We start from the raw sequence: 17,131 nt of genomic DNA on the forward strand, positions 1-17,131 counted from the left end.
CACGCCATCAAATAGCCGGGAACCCCGCACGAGGTCGATGGCCATGACGGTTACGGTTCCGCGGTGAACTCTGCGCCCCGGTGCAGTTCATAGCTGCTGCGGGCGCCACCGGGAAACTCGACGAACTCGACTGCGGTGCCGTCAGGATCGTTGACGAAGAACATCCGGACCCGGTCGATCGGGAAGGGCTCCTGAACGGGCTGGAAGCCCGCATCGATCACGGCGCGGTAGGTGGCGTCGAGATCGGTGACCGACAACGCGATGTTCTGGTTGCCGATGATGCCCCGTTTCCCCGGTCCAGGCGGGGTCGTCGAACCGAGGCTGACCAGTTCGAGCATGACGCCGCCCACCCTTCCCCCGACGACACGGCCTTCCTGCTTGCGGGACGAGTGGAGGACGGCATCGAACGGCTCGCCGGAAATCAACTGATCGAACACCACATCCATGCCCAACAGGCCGCGGTAGAAATCCAGCGCCCGATCCATGTCGGTCACGCCGACGACCAGGTGGCAGAAACGTAGATCAGACAGCATGGCGTTCCTCGACTTCCTCGTCAGCGCTTGAGCGTATCGGCTAGCGTGCCAAATCTGGCCGACTCCAGAAAGGCAACCCCAATGTCCTCCTACAGCCATCCGCATTCACTGGACGGCCACGTCGCGATCGTGACCGGGGCAGCCCGCGGTGTCGGCAAAGGCATCGCCACGGCTCTGCTGTCCCGCGGGGCCCGCGTGCTCGTGACCGACATCCTCGATGACGTACTGGCAAACACCACAGCAGAATTCGCCGAAGCCGGATTCGACGCGGCGTCGGTGGTGGCCGACCTACGTGACGCCGACAGCGCCCAGCGCATCGTCGACGCCGCGCTCGACGCATTCGGAACGGTGGACGGACTGGTCAACAACGCCGTCGCCAGCGCCGGTCCCATCCCCTTCGTCGACATCCCCGCCGACGAGTACGAGCGGGTCAACGACACCGGGCCGCGGGCAACCTTCCGGCTCATGCAGGCGATTCATCCCGTGATGGTCAAAGGTGGCGGCGGGTCCATCGTCAACCTCGGTTCGGCCGCGGGCACGGTCGGCACTCACTCTTTCGGCGCCTACGCGGGCGCCAAGGAAGCGATTCGCGGTATGTCCAAGGTCGCCGCACTGGAATGGGGCGTCGAAGGCATCCGCGTCAACGTGGTCTGCCCGCTCGCCGAAACCGACGGCCTGAAAGTGTTGCGCGACATGGCGCCCAAGCAGTACGAGGCGGTCGTCAGGAGCACCTCACTCAAGCGAATCGGTGATCCCACCGACGACATCGGCGCCGTCGTGGCCTTCCTGCTCGGCGACGACTCCACCTACCTCACCGGCCAGACGCTGCTCGTCGACGGCGGGGCCGGCTCGTTCCGGTAGCGGCAATCCCCGCCAAACCGCTGGTCACCCTTGTAGCTTCGGAATTGGAGACAGGTAAGCACGAGCGAACAAGGAGGAAGACCAATGACGAATCGTTCAGGAAGTGCGTTCTCCCGACGCACGTTCATCCGCGGCGCCGCGCTCACGGTGCCCATCATCGGAGCCGCGGTCGCTGCGCCAGATGCCCTTGCGGCACCCCAGGAATGCGGTGATCCATCCGGCAAGGTCGGCAATTGCGCGGCACAACTGCCGCAGGAGTTCACCTCGACCAGTTTCAGCACGACAGCGATCGTCGGCGCCACGAACTACTCGATCCTGTTCAGCACGAACATCAGGCGCGGCCCACTCATCCCGTCCGGCACCACCGGCTATCGCATCAGAAGTGTCAGCGTGTCCGGCACCAAGCTCGACGGTGCCCCGTTCTATCTGACGCCGGGGATCGGTGAGGTCGGCCCGCGACTGCTCAACGCCCGGTCCGGGTCATCGTTGGGTTTCGCCCTCGACGTGTCGTGGGACGCGAACCAGTTGGTGCGTTCGTTCCTCTACACCTACGACGTCGAGTTCCTCACCGGGCTGACGGTCAATCAGACCTGCCGCTACACGACGACGATGACGCTCGCCGACAACGGGATGACCCTGGGCGGTGTCGGGTCGGTCAACTTCTCGACACCGATGCTCGCCGAGTGCGAGGTGGCTCCCCCACCCCAGTAGGCCACCTGCCGTGATCGGCTACCCGTGCGCCTTGCGGACCAGGTCGATGGCGTACTGGTTGACGAAGGTCCCCGCGGAGGCCTCGCCGGTGCCACACGCGCCGTCGGACTCACCGGGACGCTTGACCCAGAGGAACGCGTCGACATTCCCGTTTCCGGTCGCGGTGGTCGGCGCAGCGCCGAGGGCCCGGCCGCTCGGGTTGCACCAGTACATCTCGCCTTCGGCCGGTCCGGCACCGTTGCGCGACGTGTCGATGACGTAGGGCTTGCCACCCGTCTGACCCGAAATCGCGTCGCCGTAACCGATTTCCTCTTCGGTGGTGAAGAAGTTCGCGGTGTTGAGGCTGAAGCCGCGTGCCTTGGCCACACCGACCCGGTTGAGCCGGTTGGCCATCTCGCCGGCCGCCGTCCACCGGGAGTGGCCCGCGTCGACGTACACCGCGGTGCCCGGATTGCGGGTCAGCGTGTCGACGGCGTAGCTCATCAGGTTGTAGCGCTCCTCGCGCTGATCGCCCGACAGGCAGTCGGCCATGGCCAGTGCATCGGGCTCGAGGATGACCGCAGCCGGCCCGCCACCGATCGCGGCGGCGACGCCGTCGATCCAGCCCTTGTAGGCGGCAGCCGATCCGAAGCCACCTGCGGCGTAGCTCCCGCAGTCGCGATGAGGAATGCCATACAACGCGAGGATCGGCATGGTGCCGGCGGCCTGCGCCGCGGCGATGTACTTGGCGTCCACCGCGGGGCTGGAGACGTTGTCCATCCAGTACGCCGTGGGCGTGTTGGCAATCGCCTGCAGCTCGGGGCTCGGGTCACCCTGCGCGGCGCGCGCGGCCTTCGACTGGGGGTTGACGTAGAACGAGTGCCCCTCGAGCGGGTTGCCATCACTGGCCAGGCGCACCGTCGGCGCCGGCTCGGCGGCAAGACCCGCGCCGACCACGGAGGCAACTGTCAGAAAAGGGACGATCAACCGCGCGACTGCGCCAGCAGCTGAGGACATCACCTCAGGGAAAGTAATGGCGCGACGCGATAAGCGCCAGTCGCTGCCCACCGGGACGGCGCGTCACGACCGCGCGCAGCCACCGTCGGACGTGTCGAGCGCCTGCGTGTAGAAGCTCATACGCTCGCGCAACTCGTCGGGGTTGATGCCGAACTCCTCGGGCCGATAGCGGTGCCTGCCCTTGCCGTCGCGCGGCTGAGCGCGGTGATGCTCGGAGAGCATCCCGGCGATGTCCGGCGGCTCCACCTGTGCCCCGGCATAGATGCGGCGCACCGTTGCCTCGGGATCGGCGATCAGGTCGGTGTACCGGATGTCGAGCCAGGTCACGCCTGTCGCCGCGGCTCGGGCGGCCAAGGCTCGGCGCAGCCACAGCTCGGTCTGCTCGGTTTGAAACCGGCCCACGTCTGCCCCGTCGACATGGTCGCTGTAGGTGGTCCGGTAGGTCGCGAACAGGCTCGCGCCAGAGGCGACGGTCTCGACGATGTCGCGGTGCAGCTGCACGATGCAGGCCCCCGGGTACGTCGCGATCACGTGGCTGAGTTCTGCGGTGTGCGCCGGTGCCTTGAGGACCCAGCGGCGCCCGTCACCCGCATCGAGGATCTGGAGCATTCGCCGGTGTTGCGCGTATTCGGACGCGAAGTCCTGGCCCGCAAGCCAGGACGCATAGCTGTCCAGCCGAGTGGTGGCCGCGAATCCCCAGTTGCGCAGGGTGGTGCCCATCCCGAGCACACACTCCTCGGGCAGGCCGGGGCCGGAGTCGTGCACCGCCGCCATCGCCGGGTTGAGGACATGCAGCATGTACTGGCCGGCGGCAGCTGCTTCGAGGCGCCGAGCGCGCTCGTCGGGGTCGAGGTCACCGGGAAACCGCCACGGCGTGCCCAGCTCGGCAGGCAACGGTGCCCGCAACCGGGGATCACGGTCGAGCAGCCGGAACAGGAAGGTCGTGCCGGTGCGCCATCCTCCGGTGATGATGATCGGCGGACGCAGCGGCCGGGTATCGGCCGCGGGATTCTCCTGCAGATACCGGGTGATCGCGATGCGGGCCGCCAGTCGGCCGGCCGCCGTTCGATTCGCGGTCAACGCTCCGAGCGCATTGAGCCGTCCGTCCTCCTCGGCCGACGCGAGGTACTGGTGCAGGCCCGGACGCCACTGGTCGGGCTCGCCAAGTATCCCGGCGCCTGCACCGCGGGTGCCGCGGTCGATCGCGGTGTCGACGGCGTCGGCGCCAAGCCGGTACCGGTCAGGGCGGACCGTCCGATCCTCTTCCGCAGCCGCATACGCCTTGCGCGCCTCCGGTGTGCGGGTGGGCGCGGCCCATCCGGTCATGAGTGCCCTGCCAGATCAGCCAGCCGGACAACGCGCGTCGAGGGCACCACGGGTTGTCGTTCGGGCTGCAGGAACCTCATGACGATGATTCCGAACGCGCGGCCCTCGCTGTCGATCCAGTCGCCGGCGGCCGGGCCGGGATCGGTGGCCGAGACCACGAATCGGTAGCGCCCGCGGTCGAGGTTCGCCGTCGCGCCGGTGTAGGAGACCCGCCGGTGGCGGTAGTCGAGTGAGTTGAGAAATCTGCTGTACGCCAAGATGTTCCAGTACCGGCACGGAACCAGATCGCCTTCGATCAGCAGCGCTTCGTCAGGGCCCAACTGCCAGCCGCCACGCACATAATGGATGGCCGGTTCGGTGTACACCGCACCACCGGCCATCTCGGTCCAATGCCGAAGCTGGTTCGGTTCGGCGCGATCAGCCGCCGCCGCAGCGCTCCAGATCCGAGGCAGGTGCGTTACCGCGACAGAGGCCTTGGCCAGCTGCTTGCCGAACCGCGCAGGATCGATCGGCGCCGGGACCGGCGACGGCTCGGCCGCCTCGATGACGCACCACCCGATCCGATCGGTCTGCGCGTCATCGTGGAAGTGGCGCACCCAGATCACGGTTGCGCGATTGGGCAGGTCCAACCCATCCCCGGCCGGCGAGCGATCACCGCCGACCGTCACTTCGTAGCCGCCGTCCTCGTCGAAAGTGATGGCATCACTGTCGATCCGGGCGTTGGCCTGCGCCTCGGCACCGCCGGCACCGGCGTATACGGTGATCGACACGTACGACGCGTCGCCCCGGTTTCCCCGGATCCGGTATCGGCCGTCCGCGCTGATATCGGCCACCCAGTACTGGAAGTCGGGGTTGTCCATCAGGAATTTCTGACGCCAACCGTTGAACGCGACGAACTCGGGCTTGTCCCGATCAACTTCCAAGCGTCCCAGTTGATTTGACACGGCACGCAGCAACGCACGAAAGCCGTCGGCGCGCTCGTTCTCCGACAGGTCCGCGGTGTCGACCGCGAGTTGCTCACCGGCCGTGCGTAATCCATCGACGAATGCGTTCCAGGACGTGACTTCGGCGCGAGGTTCACCTGCACTGGGCGCGGCCACGGGCATCCCTCCCCTATCCGGAAGCAGGTGCTTCCGAAATTGGATGGTGCCCGCTATGCTCGCGACATGTCAAGGCCCTATCGCGGCCAGGCCGCCGATGCGCGGTCGGCGGATCGCCGCGCCCGGCTGCTGCGGGCAGGCGTGGATCTGGTCGGCACCCAAGGGGTGTCCGCCATGACCATGCGCGCCGTGTGTCGTGAGGCCGAGCTCAGCCAAAAGTTCTTCTACGAAAGCTTCTCCGACACCGACGACTTGCTCCGCGAGGTGTACCGCAGCACGTTCGAGCATGCGCGTCGTGTCATCAACGACGCCGGAGATCCGGCGGCCGATCTGGCCTCACGCATCCGCGCGGGAGTCCGCGCAGCAGCGCAACTGGTCAGGGACGATCCCCGTATCTGCCGAATCCTGTTGGTAGAGCCCATAGCCGACCTCGGTCTGCGACAATTTGTGCGCGACACGATCGGCACCATGACGCTGGGCGGGCTCACTGCTCCGATCGAGGGGGCCGCCGCTACACCGGAGCGGGCGAAGATGCAGTACGCCACCGTATTCGGCGCCATCATCTCGCTGTTCATCGAATGGACCGAGGGCAACCTGGGTTCCGACCGGGAGATGTTCGTCGAGCACGTGACGACCATGCTGCTGTCGTCGCCCTTGTTCAGCGACGCAGTCAGATAGGCCCAACCGGCCATCCTGCCAGGACTCCCCGGATCAACCGATCGAGCTGATCAGCGTCGTCCACAAGAGGTTGCCCGATGACGAAGGTCATCATCACCCCGTTCACGAATGAGAACAGGGTCTTGGCCTGGTCATCGATGACTTCCGGGGCCATCGGATTCTCGTCGGCGGCATGCCATTCGGTGACGACGGCGCGAGCGAGTCCGTAGAACCCTTCCACGGAATCGCTCAACGTCGCGGCGAGATCATCGTCGCGACCGGCGTGCAGGGCCAACTCGTAGCGGGCTTTGGTCCGGGTGAGCCAGGGCTCGGTCGCCGAATACATGATGAGGGTGGCGAATCCGCGCGTGCCCGCGAACTCCGTCGGATCCGCGTCAGTTGCCTCGGTGAGCAGGGACAGATCGGCGAGGTCGAGTTCGTTGAGTCGCGCGGCGATCGCATGCATCAGCGCCTGTCGGGTCCGGAAGTAGAAGGACGTGCTACCCGCAGGCACCCCGGCCTTCTTGTCGACCTTTGGGTGGCTGACACCGCGCGCACCATGTGCCCCGAGCAGTTCAATGGCAGCGTCGGCCAGTTCGCGGCGACGCTGGGCTGCGTTGTACTTCCTGCGTTCAGCGATGTACCGCAGTGTATCGACCGGTCACCCGCGGCTCCGGATACGCCGCGGCCCTCAGAACTGCCCGCAGTTGGGTGTGGTCGGCTCCCCGTTGAAGCGAGCGGCGATCCACTGCATGGCCGGCTCGCCATCGACGAACATCGGCAGCGCGTGGTTGATCACCAGTTTGTTCAGGAAGGGCGGCTCTTCGTTGGTGCGGAACTCGACGTCGGCACCCTGCGCACACCAGTCCCTGCCCAGCTGGTTCGCGGCGGTCCACGGCACCAGCGGATCGTAACGGTTGCTGTTGATCAGCACCGGCGCGTTCGGCTTGTACCGGCCGAGCTTCTGTAGGTCGAACAGGCTGCTGAACGGTTCCTCGTTGACGAGTTTCCCGATGTCCTCGTTGAAATAGGGCTGCAGATGACGGAAAGCGAAATCGACGATGGTCTGACCCACGCATTGGCGCGACACCGATTCGAGCATGTCCTTCCCGCGCTGAGTGAGCTTGGAACGAATGGCATCGGCCGCTTCGGGATAAGCGGCCATGACGCCGTTGAGCGCATACCCGACGACCCCGACGAGCGCACTGCCGTCGGCGTAGGGCAGCAGTTCCTTGAGGTTGGCCGGCGGCGCACCGGCGTAGGTGCCGACGATGTTCAGATCGGGCGCGTAGGCAGAGGCAAGCTCGGCCGCCGAGGCCGTTGCCCCTCCGCCCTGAGAGTATCCCCAGAAGGCCACGGGCCCATGGGGATCCAGCGACGTGTCGGGAAGCTTCTGGGCGGCGCGGGCCGCGTCGAGAACGGCGTAGCCCTCGGCCAGACGATTCACGTAGGTGTGCATCGTGGAGGTGCCCAGGCCCTCGTAGTCGGTCATGACGATGGCAAAACCACGGGCCACCATCGTGGCGACGAACGCCTCTTCGTAGTTGACCATGATGTCCCAGCCACCCGAGTAGTGGATGCCCTGGTTGAACTGCCGCGACGGCGCACACTGGTTGCCCTGCCCCTGCGTACCCGGCGCGTAGACGATCAGCGGGCGGGGCCCCTTGCCGGGCCAGTCGTTGTACGGCTCGAAGTAGGTACCCGTGATGACATTCGGTTTACCACGAGAATCGGTGCTGCGGTACATGATCCGCGTCCCGGTCGCCATGATCGCGCCCAGCTGACCGGACGGCTCGAGCACGAGCCGACTCTCCTCGGTGCGGATCACATCGCCGGGAGAACCTGGCGGCAGCGGGTCGGGCGGGAGATAGAAATCTGCGTACTGCGGCTCGTCACCGGTGTCGGCCAACGCCGTCGTGGTAGATGCGACGAGCGACCCGATCATCAGCATGAGGACGACGACAATCCCCCCGGCGTTGCGCATTACCGGACAGTAACAAGAAAGTGTCTTGCTGTGCCACTTTTCCTCTAACTTGCTAGAGAAATCGCGGAAACGTGCAGTTCAGACGCTCACGGAGCCGGAGCGGGTTCCAACTGGACGGCATGTTCGGCGGCGCGGCGCCCCGAGAACACGCAGTCGGCGATCGACAATCCACTGACGTAAGAGTTGGCGCAGATCCCGATCGCCGTGCGTCCCGCCGCGTAGAGTCCCGGAATCGCCTGCCCCTCAGGCGTTGTCACCGCCCCAGTGAGTTCGTCGACGACCAGGCCACCGAGGGTGAACATCGGGCAGGGGTTGATCAAGCTACGTTTGATCGATATCGCGATCAGTGAGAATGGTCCCTGTTCAACAGGTTTCACGTACTCAGCCGGCTTCCCCATCGGATCCGGCAACCCCGCCTCGGCCGCGGTGTTGTGCGCCTCGACGGTGGCACGCAAGCCGGCCGGATCGATACCGGCCTTGGCCGCCACCTCGTCCAAGGTGTCCCCGGACACCCGGTCCGTCCGCAGCATGGCTTCCATCTGCAGGCGCTGAAACCAGATGGCCTGCTCGGGAAGTTGGGCGCGCGCCTCGTTGAGCAACCGCTGATCGGCCAGAATCCAGCCGCGGCCGCCGTGCTCCTGAATCATGGCGTGTCCCACGGCCGCGCCGTAGCGGGTCTCGTCGATGAATCGTTGCCCAGCTTCGTCGACGACGAGGGCGCCCAGGAACGCGCTCGGCGGCGTGATGAATCGCCACGCTGATACGTTGTCGAGGCGATCGACTGCGGCGCCTACATCGGCGGCGAGAGTGATTCCGCTGCCGTCGTCGGCACTGGTGCCGAGCTGGAGTCCGTCGCGGTACTCCGGTGCGTGCTCGGCGATCCATTCACGATTGGCGATGTAGCCACCCGCGCTGAGGATGACCGCCTGGCGCACATGGATGTCGACCGCGCGGGCATACCTCCGCTCCAGACGGTTGAGGAGCTTCTCCATCGCGGCCCGCAGCGGCGGGTAGTAGATGCCCGGCTTGATCGCGAGTTCGGCGTAGGCGCGATAGCGGTGCCGAACCCAGGCCGGCGCATCGGCAAGCGTGCTGGCCCGCACGCCGACCACGCGGCCCTCCGGGTTGGTCAACAGTGCGAGCGCACGAGTGTGGAACTGCGTGCGCACGCCGTGCGTCGCCGCCGACTCGGCCAGGGGTTGATAGATCTTCTTGCCCGAGGCCCCCGGCCCCTTGGCTCGGTGACCACGTTGGGCAGGCGGCGTGATGGCGCGGAAGCGGCCGGAATTCTCGCTGCCCGAGTAGTAGAGGTAGTACTTGTTGTTCGGGTAGGACGTCTTGTACGGGCACACCGACGCTTCGAACGGCACGCCGTGTTCGGTGAGCCAGTCGATCATCGCCGGGCTGGTGTCGACGAAACGACGAAGCGTTTCGGGGCGCACGGCATCGCCGACCTCGGCCTGCAGGTAGGCGTACATCGCATCGGCATCGTCCTCGACGCCGGCTTGTCGCTGCACCCAGGTCCCGCCACCGGCATAGATGATACCGCCGGACACCTGAGTCGCGCCGCCACCGTTGAAGCGGTCGATCGCCAACACATCGGCACCTCTCGACCGTGCTTCCAGGGCGGCACACACCCCGGCGGCTCCGTATCCGACCACGAGAACATCGACTGTGCGCGCGTCTGGCATGACTCTCCCTGAAAGTGATCGGCCGCCACTCTTAAACTCATAGTTTGTACTCAAAGTACAAGCTATGCGCAAGGACGCTCGTAAACTGCCCTCGTGGCTGAACAGACCGGGCGGACCGTGCCCCCCGCGGTGGCCGAGAAGCTGTACACCGCGACGGACCTGATCGCCGCCCGCGGGCTGGAGAAAACCAAGATCGAGGACATCGCAAAGGCGTCAGGCGTCCCGAAGGCAACGCTGTACTACTACTTCAAGGGCAAGGACGACATCCTGGCCTTCCTCTTCCGGGATTCTCTCGATGCACTCGCCCGCGATGTCGCCTCGGCTGCCGACGCCCCCGGGCCGGGCAGAGACCGATTGGCCGCCGTGATCCAGGTCCAGGTTGCGCACACCATGAACCGTCCGGGCACCGCCCAGGCGCTCGTCGGTGATCTGGGCCGGGCGATTCGACTGCCCGAACTCGCGTCGGCTGTTCAAGAGGCCTTCTACGAACCCATCGCCCGAGTGCTGCACGCCGGAGCCGCCGATGGCTCACTGCGGAACCTCGCCGACCCGGAGAGCGCAGCGATCAGCGTCTTCGGCGCCATCATGATGACCGCGATGCTGCACAACGTCACCAATTCCGAGAAGACACAGGACGACGTCGCCGGCGAGGTCATGCACCTCATCGAGCACGGGCTCGCGCCGTCACGCTGATCGGTTCAGACATGATGGAGCCCATGAGCCACACGCGAACCCGATCCGGACACCGGTCGAGAGGTATCTCGATTGCCATCGCGATGACGCTGAGCCTGCTGGCAACGGTTCTGCTGTGGGGGCCCGGCGCCGGACGCGCGTACGCGGCGGAAGCGTCGCCGGCCGGGGACACCCTCTCCATCGGCGACCCCGCCGCGCCGGGCCAGATCGACCTCTACCTGGATCCGCTGTGCCCCTACAGCGGAAAGATGGTCCGCGAGCAGGGCGCCGAGATCGGCCGCCGCATCGAGACCGGCAAGCTCCACATCAATCTTCGGCTCGTCAATTTTCTGGAAAAGTACTCAGCCAGTGGCACTTACGACAGCCGCGCGATCTATGCAGCCTTCATCGTCGCCGATCACTCGAAGTCGAGCGACGTCACCTGGCAGTTCATCGAGCAGATCTTCTCCGCCGATCAGCAGCCGAAGGAGGAAGGCCCGACCGATCTGAGCAACGATCAGCTCGCCGGGCTGGCCGATCGCGCCGGCGCACCGCCGTCAGCGCAGGACATGATCAAGCTGGGACTACCCGTCCCCTTCGACGGACATCTCATCGCCGCCAACAACCTGCCGCTGCTGCGGGCAATCCCCGACTCCGGAGTTCCGATGGTGGTCATCGACGGCGAATCGGTCGACGGCAATTCCGATTGGCTCGATCGCCTGCCGCGCTGATCATGTTGGCGGCAGGGTGTCGGCGAGGAATGTCTTGCGGCCGCTACCCTTCAGCAATGCCCACCGGCCAAGCCCCACGCACGAAACCGGGCCCGCTGCAGTACATCGGGTATTGCTACGGCAAGCGGCTGCCCGACTCGATGCGCGACTGGGTGGCCAACGACCTGGCAGGCCCCGGAGCCACCATTCGGATGATGGTGCGCGTCGCGATCCCGGCCCTCCTCGTCCTGGCGCCGATCTGGTTCATCCCGATGTCGCTCTATCTGCACGCCAGCATGACGGTGCCCATCTTCATCCCGTTCGTGTATTTCTCCCACGCACTGAACAAGGTGTGGCGGCGTCACATGCTCGTCAAACACGGTTTGAACCCGGCCCTCATCGACGAGCTGTCGCGCAAGAAGAATGCGCACATCCACCAGGCCTACGCCGAACGCTACGGACCGCGCACCGGCCCGAGCAGCAGCGGCGACATCTGACCCCTGCGCGTCAGGACTGGAGGGTGCACATGGTGAGCGCGAGGGCAGGTGCGGCCGCAGTCACCATGACGATGAGCACCGTCGTCAGCGACCGCGCGTGCCACCAAAACGCTCGCCGGGGTTGCATGAGGCGGGTAACCCGGTCGGTCACCGCGGTACCGGTCGCGGCCAGCACTCCTTCGGGGAGGCGCAGCCGGGTGCTCAGCGTGACGAGACCGGCCAGCAGTGGCTCACGGCCATGCCTGCGGGTGGCCGCATCGTCGGCGCACATCTCCAATAATGCCGGTACCGCCTCCGCCGCAGCGCGCATCAACGGCAGTCGCGGCAGCGCAGCCGCAAGCGTGCTGAGTGTCGCGATGATGTGGTGATGGCGGCCGCGTAGATGTGCCCGCTCGTGGGCCAGGACGGCGGCCAACGCCGGCGGATCCAGTAACTCCAGGGCGGCGGTCGTGACGACAATGGCGCGCCGGCGGCCGCCGGATACGCAGTAGGCCGTCGGTTGGTCGGCCGTGATGGCGACGACGCCCACGTGGTCGGTAGGCCTGCCGATGATTCGGACCGCGTCCACGTGACGGCGATTGGCGCGCCGCGTTCGGTACAACGTGACGACCACCCGGCGCGTGGTGTTGGTCGCCACTGCCGCGGTGACCGCAAGCAGGGCGACGACCAACACGGTCGCCACGGTGGGCGGCAACGTCACCGCGCCGGCGATCCCCAGTGTTTCGACGCAGAACGTCGGTGCGCTGCGAGTGATCAGGCTGTGCGCGGCGCCCACGATCAGGATCACCAACGCGGCCACCCACGCGAAGGACGCGGTGGCGACGACCACCAGCCAGCCCGCTACCGAGAGCCGGGGATGGATACCGGCCGAGATCGGGCCGGTGAAAAGTACCGGCGCCAGCCAGCTCAAAGCCATCGCGTAGCCGAGCAGAAACGTGACCGCGTTCATCGCGACTGCCCCTCGGTGAATCGCTTGAGCGCCTGCCGCAGCTTTGTCGAGTCGTCGTCGACGATCTGCTCGAGGAAGAAGTTGAGGATCAGCTCGCTGTCACCGCCGGATTCGAACACCGTGCGCATGAGTTGCGCGGAGTGTTCCTCGCGGCTCATCACCGGCCGATAGCTGTAGGCCAGACCTACCTTCTCCCGCTGCAGCCACCCCTTGCGAAACAGGTTGTCCATCGTCGACATGACCGTGGTGTAGGCGATCTGGCGCTGGGTGACGAGCTCATCGTGCACGCTGCGCACCGTGGAGGGCTCCGCACGCGACCAGAGCACTTCCATCACCACAGCTTCGAGATCGCCAAATCCCTTTATTCCCATACCCACTACCGCCCACTGAGGTGCGCCGTCACCGTTTCCCGGCCCCGCGCGTCAAACCTATGTAGCGCGATAGTAGCTGCTCTTCTCATTTCGCCGTGCTTCCGATGCCGGCGGCACGGGAATCCGCGTCCACGGCGGGAGATTCCGCGATGCGGGTTCGCGACCGGGCGCGCCGCCGCCACAACCGAATTGACCGCCACAGGATGAGTGCGACCACCCCACCCAGGATCAGCCAGGGATCGCTGACGCTCGACGACAGTCGACCCAGCCATACTTGCAGGTCATACTGCGCGTCGACGGAAAGCACGCCGCCGAGGTTCGCGGTTCCGTCTGTGAACAGGAACACCCCACCGAGCACGATGAATGCCGCCCCGGTGAGCAGAGAAGTGGTGTGCGTCTGCAGTGGGCCGATCCGTACCGGCCGCCCCCGCAGCCAGGTCCGCTTCGACAGGTTGAAGCGGTCCCACAACCACGCGAGCAGGAACAGCGGCGCCGCCATCCCCAGTGCGTAGACGGCCATCAGCAGCGCCCCGTAGGCCGGGTCGGCCCCCATCGCCGACATGGTCAGGACCGCCCCCAGCAGTGGACCCGCGCAGAAACCGGCCAACCCATAGACAGCTCCCAGCACGAACACCGAGACAGTGCCGGAAATGTTGATCCGCCCCATCATCCGTTGCACGAATGACAGACCGAACCCCTTGCCCAGCAACGTCATCAACCCGAACGCGATCAACACCAGCCCACCGATGACGGTCATCTCACTGCGATACCGTGTGACCGCGCTGCCCAACAGCCCAACCCCGGCGCCCAGGGGCACCAGCACCACACAGAGCCCCACCCAGAACGTGAGAGTGCGTCGAATCAACAGCTGCGCCCGATCGAAGGCGTAGGCGAAAAACGACGGCAGGAGCAGGGCCGAGCAGGGGCTGAGCAGGGAGGCCAGGCCGCCGAGGAAGGCTCCGAGCAGACCGATGCCACTCATCGAGCGGCCAGCGCACCGTCGATGGCGCGCACGAAGTCTTCGGTGGGCTGCGCCCCGAGCATCGGCACATCGTTGATCAGGAATGCCGGAGTGCTGGGTACCCCGATCGCCGTGCCCCGCGCCAGATCGGCGTTGATAGCGGAGTCGAAGGCATTTCCGCGCATCCCGGCGGTGAATCGGCCGATATCGGGAACTCCTGCCTGCCTGGCGAACTCGATGAGGACCTCGTCAGTCAGGTCTGCCTTCGATCGCTCCGGTGCGGCGGCATAGACGGCCCTGTTGAACTCCCAGAACTTGCCTTGCTCGGCCGCCGCACGTCCGGCGCGTGCTGCTGACATCGACTGCGGGCCGAAGATCGGAAAGTCGCGCCACTCGATGCGGAGTTGGCCCGAATCGACGTAGCGCCTGACGAGTTCGGGCTCGATGTCGCGGCTGAACTTGGCGCAGAACGGGCATCGATAGTCGGAGAACACCACCAGGGCCGCGGGCGCGTCGGGAGCACCCAATGCGAGTGGGTCACCCGCCTGGCGACGCTCCACCGGGGAGCGGCGGCCCTCGGTGCTGCCGCCGGCGGAATCGGCACCGGCCGCCAGCGATGTCACCGACGGACCGGCGGCGGATCCGTCGGCGACGGCATCACTGTCAGGACGTAAGACCAGGTAAGCGATCAGAGCAGCCGCCATGACAACAAGTCCTCCGATGACGATCAGGTCCTTGTTCACACGCTCTCGCCGTCCACTCACCGCACACCTCCATGCTAGCCTTACCTACGTAGCTACGCCGTAGCTACGTATTCCGTTCTAGCACAGCGCGTCACCAGGGCGCAGGAACAGATGGGAGGCGCCGCGATGCCGGTGAGTTCACCCCGGAAGTGGCCGGCACCACTCTTGTCGGCGCTCACACTGATCCTCGTCGCCACGCTCAGCGCGGCTTTCTCACGCGCCGAGACCCCAGCGGGTGAGCGCGCCGCCTACACCCTGACCACATCAAGCGAGAAGGCTCCGGTGAGTTTCACCACGACCTCGGGCGCCAAGCTGGTCGACGGTGGGACGTACGGCGTCGGCACCGTCATCGTGGCCAAATTCGACGGACCGGTTGCCGACCGTGCGGCCGTGGAGAAGCAGCTGTCCGTCAAGACCGCTCCGCCCGTTGACGGTTCCTGGTATTGGATCAACGACCAGCGTGCCCATTGGCGGCCGCAGAGCTACTACAGCCCGGGCACCGAGGTGGTCGTGACCGCGGACAGCCAAGGAGCCGGTCGAGTTTCGTTCCGCGTCGGGGAATCTCACGTATCCATCGCCGACGACGCCACCAAGCAGATCCGCGTCTACCGCAATGACGAGCTGATCCGCACGATCCCGACTTCCATGGGCATGGGCGGCTCCGAAACCATTGCAGGCAAGACAATTTCGTTCTGGACCCAGCCGGGCGTCTACACGGTGATGGACAAGGCCCCCTCCGTCGTCATGGACTCCTCGACCTACGGACTGCCCGTCGATTCACGGCTGGGCTACAAGCTGACGGTCAGCAATGCGGTGCGACTCACCAACAGCGGAATCTATGTCCACCGACTCGACAGCACGGTCTGGGCCCAAGGCAAGACCAACACGTCGCACGGATGCCTGAATGTCAACGCCGACAACAGCCGGTGGTTCTACGAATTCTCCCAACCCGGAGACGTATTCGAAGTACACAACACCGGCGGCGAGCCCCTGCCCGTCTGGCAGAACGGCGACTGGGGCGTCCCGTGGGACAAGTGGCTCGGCGGCAGCGCCCTGCGGTGACTTGCAGGTGCGGGCACAGGCGTGGCTATCCCGTCGGGGCCGCGGCCAAGAGTTGGATTCGGATGACAACGAACTCCGCGGGCTTCACCGGCGCGAATCCCACCATGACGGTGACGAGGCCCTGGTCGATGTCGTCCTGAGTCATGGTGGTCCGGTCGCACCGCACGAAGTAGGCGTCTTTCGCCGTCTGCCCTTGAACAGCTCCTTGCTGGAACAGCACCCTCATGAAGGCGCCGACACTGCGGCCAAGCCGCGTCCACAGTGGTTCCCCGTTGGACTCGAACACCGCCCATTGTGTGCCGCGATACACCGACTCTTCGATGTAGAGCGCCAGCCGCCGCACCGGGACGTACTTGAACTCGTCGTGCAGGGCGTCGGTGCCCGCCAGCGTGCGGGCACCCCACACCACTGGGCCCCTGCCGGGGAACGTCCGCAAGCAGTTGATCCCGGACGCGTTGAGGGTGCCGTTCTGGCCGTCGGTGAGCACCACCGTCAACCCGGAGACCCCGGCCAGCCCCGCATTCGCGGGTGCCGTCCACACGCCACGGTCGGCATCGGTGCGGGCGATCACGCCGGCGACCGCTCCGCACGCCGCGAAGTCGCCCGCCGCCCCGTTACGCAGCGGGTCGGGCCGCCGAATCCGGGGAAAGTAGACCGCGCCGTTGCGTGCGGCATCCCCGGTCAGCGCGTGGGCAGCCGGCCAGCTCTGGACGGTGTTCGGGGTAGCCGCGCCGGGCGCGTCGACGATCAGGAATGCGCGGCGTCGAGCACAGTAGGCGAGCGCCGCCTTCCACACGGTCTGCGGTAGGTCGCCGTCCGGCACCGGCGGCGGTAGGCACAGCAGCGTGAACAGATCGACCTTCGCCAGTGCGTAGATGCCCTTGTCGGCGTCCTCGAAGCCCGCGCCGATGTAGTCGGTTTCCGTGAGGACGCCATCCTCGGCAATCAGGCGGAGGATGATCGCCGAGTCTCCGCCGTTGGCGAAGAAGTCCTGCACGGCGTATCCCAGACCACGGTCGGCCGACAATCCCCCGAACGTGCCCTCGAACTCGGCGTAGGACGCGACCCGTACCGGCTCTTCGACAGGGCCCTGGGCGCAGCTCCCCACGAAGGCGCAGATCGCGGTGGGCACGCCGGTCACGATGTGGCCTTCGACCTCCTCGATCTCGACGCCGGGAGGTTGCTCTGGGATTGGCATGACGACCCCTTTCGACCCCTGCAAACGCGATCATTCCACCTGTGACCTGCGCCACTGCTGATCTCACCGCCCTACCGTGGCGTATTGTGAGAAACGGCGGTCGTTAACA

Annotated in this window: 20 protein-coding genes (1 of these 20 running past the window's edge); 7 read left to right on the forward strand and 13 right to left on the reverse strand. The window is 66.2% G+C overall.

Translation table 11 applies throughout. The features are described from left to right. A protein-coding gene (locus ACNQR1_RS34410; RefSeq protein WP_418049974.1) for a RidA family protein crosses the window boundary here: on the reverse strand, nucleotides 1-45 show its beginning. It extends 369 nt beyond the left edge of the window; 45 of the gene's 414 nt are visible here — the first part of the coding sequence; its start codon is at nucleotides 43-45; the stop codon falls past the left edge of the window. Between the two features lie 5 nt (nucleotides 46-50). Beyond that, nucleotides 51-533 carry a VOC family protein gene (locus ACNQR1_RS34415; protein WP_418049975.1) on the reverse strand — a complete coding sequence of 161 codons (483 nt, stop codon included), beginning with the start codon at nucleotides 531-533 and terminating at the stop codon, nucleotides 51-53. 81 nt (nucleotides 534-614) lie between these two features. Here ACNQR1_RS34415 and ACNQR1_RS34420 point away from each other — a divergent pair, with 81 nt between their 5' ends. Next, nucleotides 615-1,394: an SDR family NAD(P)-dependent oxidoreductase gene (locus tag ACNQR1_RS34420; RefSeq protein ID WP_418049976.1), complete on the forward strand. Its 780-nt coding sequence runs from the start codon at nucleotides 615-617 to the stop codon at nucleotides 1,392-1,394. 84 nt (nucleotides 1,395-1,478) lie between these two features. Then, on the forward strand, nucleotides 1,479-2,105 hold the full coding sequence (locus ACNQR1_RS34425; RefSeq protein WP_418049977.1) for a hypothetical protein: 627 nt from the start codon (nucleotides 1,479-1,481) through the stop codon (nucleotides 2,103-2,105). Between the two features lie 18 nt (nucleotides 2,106-2,123). On the opposite strand, the gene ACNQR1_RS34430 is transcribed toward ACNQR1_RS34425, so the two are convergent. From ACNQR1_RS34430 to ACNQR1_RS34440, 3 genes are all read right to left on the reverse strand, one after another. Further along, a complete protein-coding gene (locus tag ACNQR1_RS34430) occupies nucleotides 2,124-3,101 on the reverse strand; it encodes a glycoside hydrolase family 6 protein (protein WP_418049978.1) in 978 nt (325 codons plus the stop codon). Between the two features lie 63 nt (nucleotides 3,102-3,164). Beyond that, nucleotides 3,165-4,427, reverse strand: a complete 1,263-nt coding sequence (locus ACNQR1_RS34435) for a sulfotransferase family protein (RefSeq protein ID WP_418049979.1) — start codon at nucleotides 4,425-4,427, stop codon at nucleotides 3,165-3,167. Continuing rightward, nucleotides 4,424-5,527, reverse strand: a complete 1,104-nt coding sequence (locus tag ACNQR1_RS34440; RefSeq protein WP_418049980.1) for a hypothetical protein — start codon at nucleotides 5,525-5,527, stop codon at nucleotides 4,424-4,426. The genes ACNQR1_RS34435 and ACNQR1_RS34440 overlap by 4 nt, the downstream gene beginning before the upstream one ends. Nucleotides 5,528-5,593: 66 nt before the next feature. On the opposite strand from ACNQR1_RS34440, the gene ACNQR1_RS34445 reads away from it, so the two are divergent. Further along, nucleotides 5,594-6,205, forward strand: a complete 612-nt coding sequence (locus ACNQR1_RS34445) for a TetR/AcrR family transcriptional regulator (RefSeq protein WP_418049981.1) — start codon at nucleotides 5,594-5,596, stop codon at nucleotides 6,203-6,205. On the opposite strand, the gene ACNQR1_RS34450 is transcribed toward ACNQR1_RS34445, so the two are convergent. From ACNQR1_RS34450 to ACNQR1_RS34460, 3 genes are all read right to left on the reverse strand, one after another. Next, complete coding sequence (locus ACNQR1_RS34450) at nucleotides 6,198-6,764, reverse strand: TetR/AcrR family transcriptional regulator (protein ID WP_418050614.1); 567 nt, start codon at nucleotides 6,762-6,764, stop codon at nucleotides 6,198-6,200. The genes ACNQR1_RS34445 and ACNQR1_RS34450 overlap by 8 nt on opposite strands. A 111-nt stretch (nucleotides 6,765-6,875) precedes the next feature. Continuing rightward, a complete protein-coding gene (locus ACNQR1_RS34455; protein ID WP_418049982.1) occupies nucleotides 6,876-8,168 on the reverse strand; it encodes a lipase family protein in 1,293 nt (430 codons plus the stop codon). Between the two features lie 86 nt (nucleotides 8,169-8,254). Further along, nucleotides 8,255-9,859 carry an FAD-binding protein gene (locus ACNQR1_RS34460; RefSeq protein ID WP_418049983.1) on the reverse strand — a complete coding sequence of 535 codons (1,605 nt, stop codon included), beginning with the start codon at nucleotides 9,857-9,859 and terminating at the stop codon, nucleotides 8,255-8,257. Nucleotides 9,860-9,952: 93 nt separating this feature from the next. Here ACNQR1_RS34460 and ACNQR1_RS34465 point away from each other — a divergent pair, with 93 nt between their 5' ends. The 3 genes from ACNQR1_RS34465 (at nucleotide 9,953) to ACNQR1_RS34475 (ending at nucleotide 11,738) form a co-directional block, all read left to right on the forward strand. Beyond that, complete coding sequence (locus ACNQR1_RS34465) at nucleotides 9,953-10,552, forward strand: TetR/AcrR family transcriptional regulator (RefSeq protein ID WP_418049984.1); 600 nt, start codon at nucleotides 9,953-9,955, stop codon at nucleotides 10,550-10,552. Nucleotides 10,553-10,635: 83 nt separating this feature from the next. Beyond that, on the forward strand, nucleotides 10,636-11,262 hold the full coding sequence (locus ACNQR1_RS34470) for a DsbA family protein (protein ID WP_418049985.1): 627 nt from the start codon (nucleotides 10,636-10,638) through the stop codon (nucleotides 11,260-11,262). Between the two features lie 56 nt (nucleotides 11,263-11,318). Continuing rightward, on the forward strand, nucleotides 11,319-11,738 hold the full coding sequence (locus tag ACNQR1_RS34475) for a DUF5313 domain-containing protein (RefSeq protein WP_418049986.1): 420 nt from the start codon (nucleotides 11,319-11,321) through the stop codon (nucleotides 11,736-11,738). Nucleotides 11,739-11,748: 10 nt separating this feature from the next. On the opposite strand, the gene ACNQR1_RS34480 is transcribed toward ACNQR1_RS34475, so the two are convergent. The 4 genes from ACNQR1_RS34480 to ACNQR1_RS34495 form a co-directional block, all read right to left on the reverse strand. Then, entirely contained in the window at nucleotides 11,749-12,687 is a 939-nt protein-coding gene (locus ACNQR1_RS34480; protein WP_418049987.1) for a M56 family metallopeptidase, read from the reverse strand. Further along, nucleotides 12,684-13,058 carry a BlaI/MecI/CopY family transcriptional regulator gene (locus tag ACNQR1_RS34485; RefSeq protein ID WP_418049988.1) on the reverse strand — a complete coding sequence of 125 codons (375 nt, stop codon included), beginning with the start codon at nucleotides 13,056-13,058 and terminating at the stop codon, nucleotides 12,684-12,686. Before ACNQR1_RS34485 ends, ACNQR1_RS34480 begins: the two co-directional genes overlap by 4 nt. Before the next feature lie 85 nt (nucleotides 13,059-13,143). Further along, the gene (locus ACNQR1_RS34490; protein ID WP_418049989.1) at nucleotides 13,144-14,040 is read right to left on the reverse strand and encodes a cytochrome c biogenesis CcdA family protein; all 897 of its coding nucleotides are present in this window, start codon (nucleotides 14,038-14,040) and stop codon (nucleotides 13,144-13,146) included. After that, the gene (locus tag ACNQR1_RS34495; protein WP_418050615.1) at nucleotides 14,037-14,723 is read right to left on the reverse strand and encodes a DsbA family protein; all 687 of its coding nucleotides are present in this window, start codon (nucleotides 14,721-14,723) and stop codon (nucleotides 14,037-14,039) included. Before ACNQR1_RS34495 ends, ACNQR1_RS34490 begins: the two co-directional genes overlap by 4 nt. Nucleotides 14,724-14,894: 171 nt before the next feature. Here ACNQR1_RS34495 and ACNQR1_RS34500 point away from each other — a divergent pair, with 171 nt between their 5' ends. Further along, entirely contained in the window at nucleotides 14,895-15,824 is a 930-nt protein-coding gene (locus ACNQR1_RS34500) for a L,D-transpeptidase (protein WP_418049990.1), read from the forward strand. Between the two features lie 25 nt (nucleotides 15,825-15,849). On the opposite strand, the gene ACNQR1_RS34505 is transcribed toward ACNQR1_RS34500, so the two are convergent. Then, nucleotides 15,850-17,022 (reverse strand): DUF2586 family protein, encoded by a 1,173-nt coding sequence (locus ACNQR1_RS34505; RefSeq protein WP_418049991.1) that lies wholly within the window; start codon nucleotides 17,020-17,022, stop codon nucleotides 15,850-15,852. Nucleotides 17,023-17,131 lie beyond the last annotated feature (109 nt).

Source organism: Mycobacterium sp. 48b (assembly GCF_048282725.1).
GTDB lineage: Bacteria > Actinomycetota > Actinomycetes > Mycobacteriales > Mycobacteriaceae > Mycobacterium.

Bases quoted from the DNA above. Each gene is read 5' to 3' on its own strand.
- ACNQR1_RS34495 (WP_418050615.1), bottom strand. From the start codon at position 14,723: ATGGCGGCTGCTCTGATCGCTTACCTGGTCTTACGTCCTGACAGTGAT.
- ACNQR1_RS34485 (WP_418049988.1), bottom strand. From the start codon at position 13,058: ATGGGAATAAAGGGATTTGGCGATCTCGAAGCTGTGGTGATGGAAGTG.
- ACNQR1_RS34425 (WP_418049977.1), top strand. From the start codon at position 1,479: ATGACGAATCGTTCAGGAAGTGCGTTCTCCCGACGCACGTTCATCCGC.
- ACNQR1_RS34420 (WP_418049976.1), top strand. From the start codon at position 615: ATGTCCTCCTACAGCCATCCGCATTCACTGGACGGCCACGTCGCGATC.
- ACNQR1_RS34460 (WP_418049983.1), bottom strand. From the start codon at position 9,859: ATGCCAGACGCGCGCACAGTCGATGTTCTCGTGGTCGGATACGGAGCC.
- ACNQR1_RS34475 (WP_418049986.1), top strand. From the start codon at position 11,319: ATGCCCACCGGCCAAGCCCCACGCACGAAACCGGGCCCGCTGCAGTAC.
- ACNQR1_RS34480 (WP_418049987.1), bottom strand. From the start codon at position 12,687: ATGAACGCGGTCACGTTTCTGCTCGGCTACGCGATGGCTTTGAGCTGG.
- ACNQR1_RS34415 (WP_418049975.1), bottom strand. From the start codon at position 533: ATGCTGTCTGATCTACGTTTCTGCCACCTGGTCGTCGGCGTGACCGAC.
- ACNQR1_RS34455 (WP_418049982.1), bottom strand. From the start codon at position 8,168: ATGCGCAACGCCGGGGGGATTGTCGTCGTCCTCATGCTGATGATCGGG.
- ACNQR1_RS34435 (WP_418049979.1), bottom strand. From the start codon at position 4,427: ATGACCGGATGGGCCGCGCCCACCCGCACACCGGAGGCGCGCAAGGCG.
- ACNQR1_RS34445 (WP_418049981.1), top strand. From the start codon at position 5,594: ATGTCAAGGCCCTATCGCGGCCAGGCCGCCGATGCGCGGTCGGCGGAT.
- ACNQR1_RS34505 (WP_418049991.1), bottom strand. From the start codon at position 17,022: ATGCCAATCCCAGAGCAACCTCCCGGCGTCGAGATCGAGGAGGTCGAA.
- ACNQR1_RS34430 (WP_418049978.1), bottom strand. From the start codon at position 3,101: ATGTCCTCAGCTGCTGGCGCAGTCGCGCGGTTGATCGTCCCTTTTCTG.
- ACNQR1_RS34490 (WP_418049989.1), bottom strand. From the start codon at position 14,040: ATGAGTGGCATCGGTCTGCTCGGAGCCTTCCTCGGCGGCCTGGCCTCC.
- ACNQR1_RS34470 (WP_418049985.1), top strand. From the start codon at position 10,636: ATGACGCTGAGCCTGCTGGCAACGGTTCTGCTGTGGGGGCCCGGCGCC.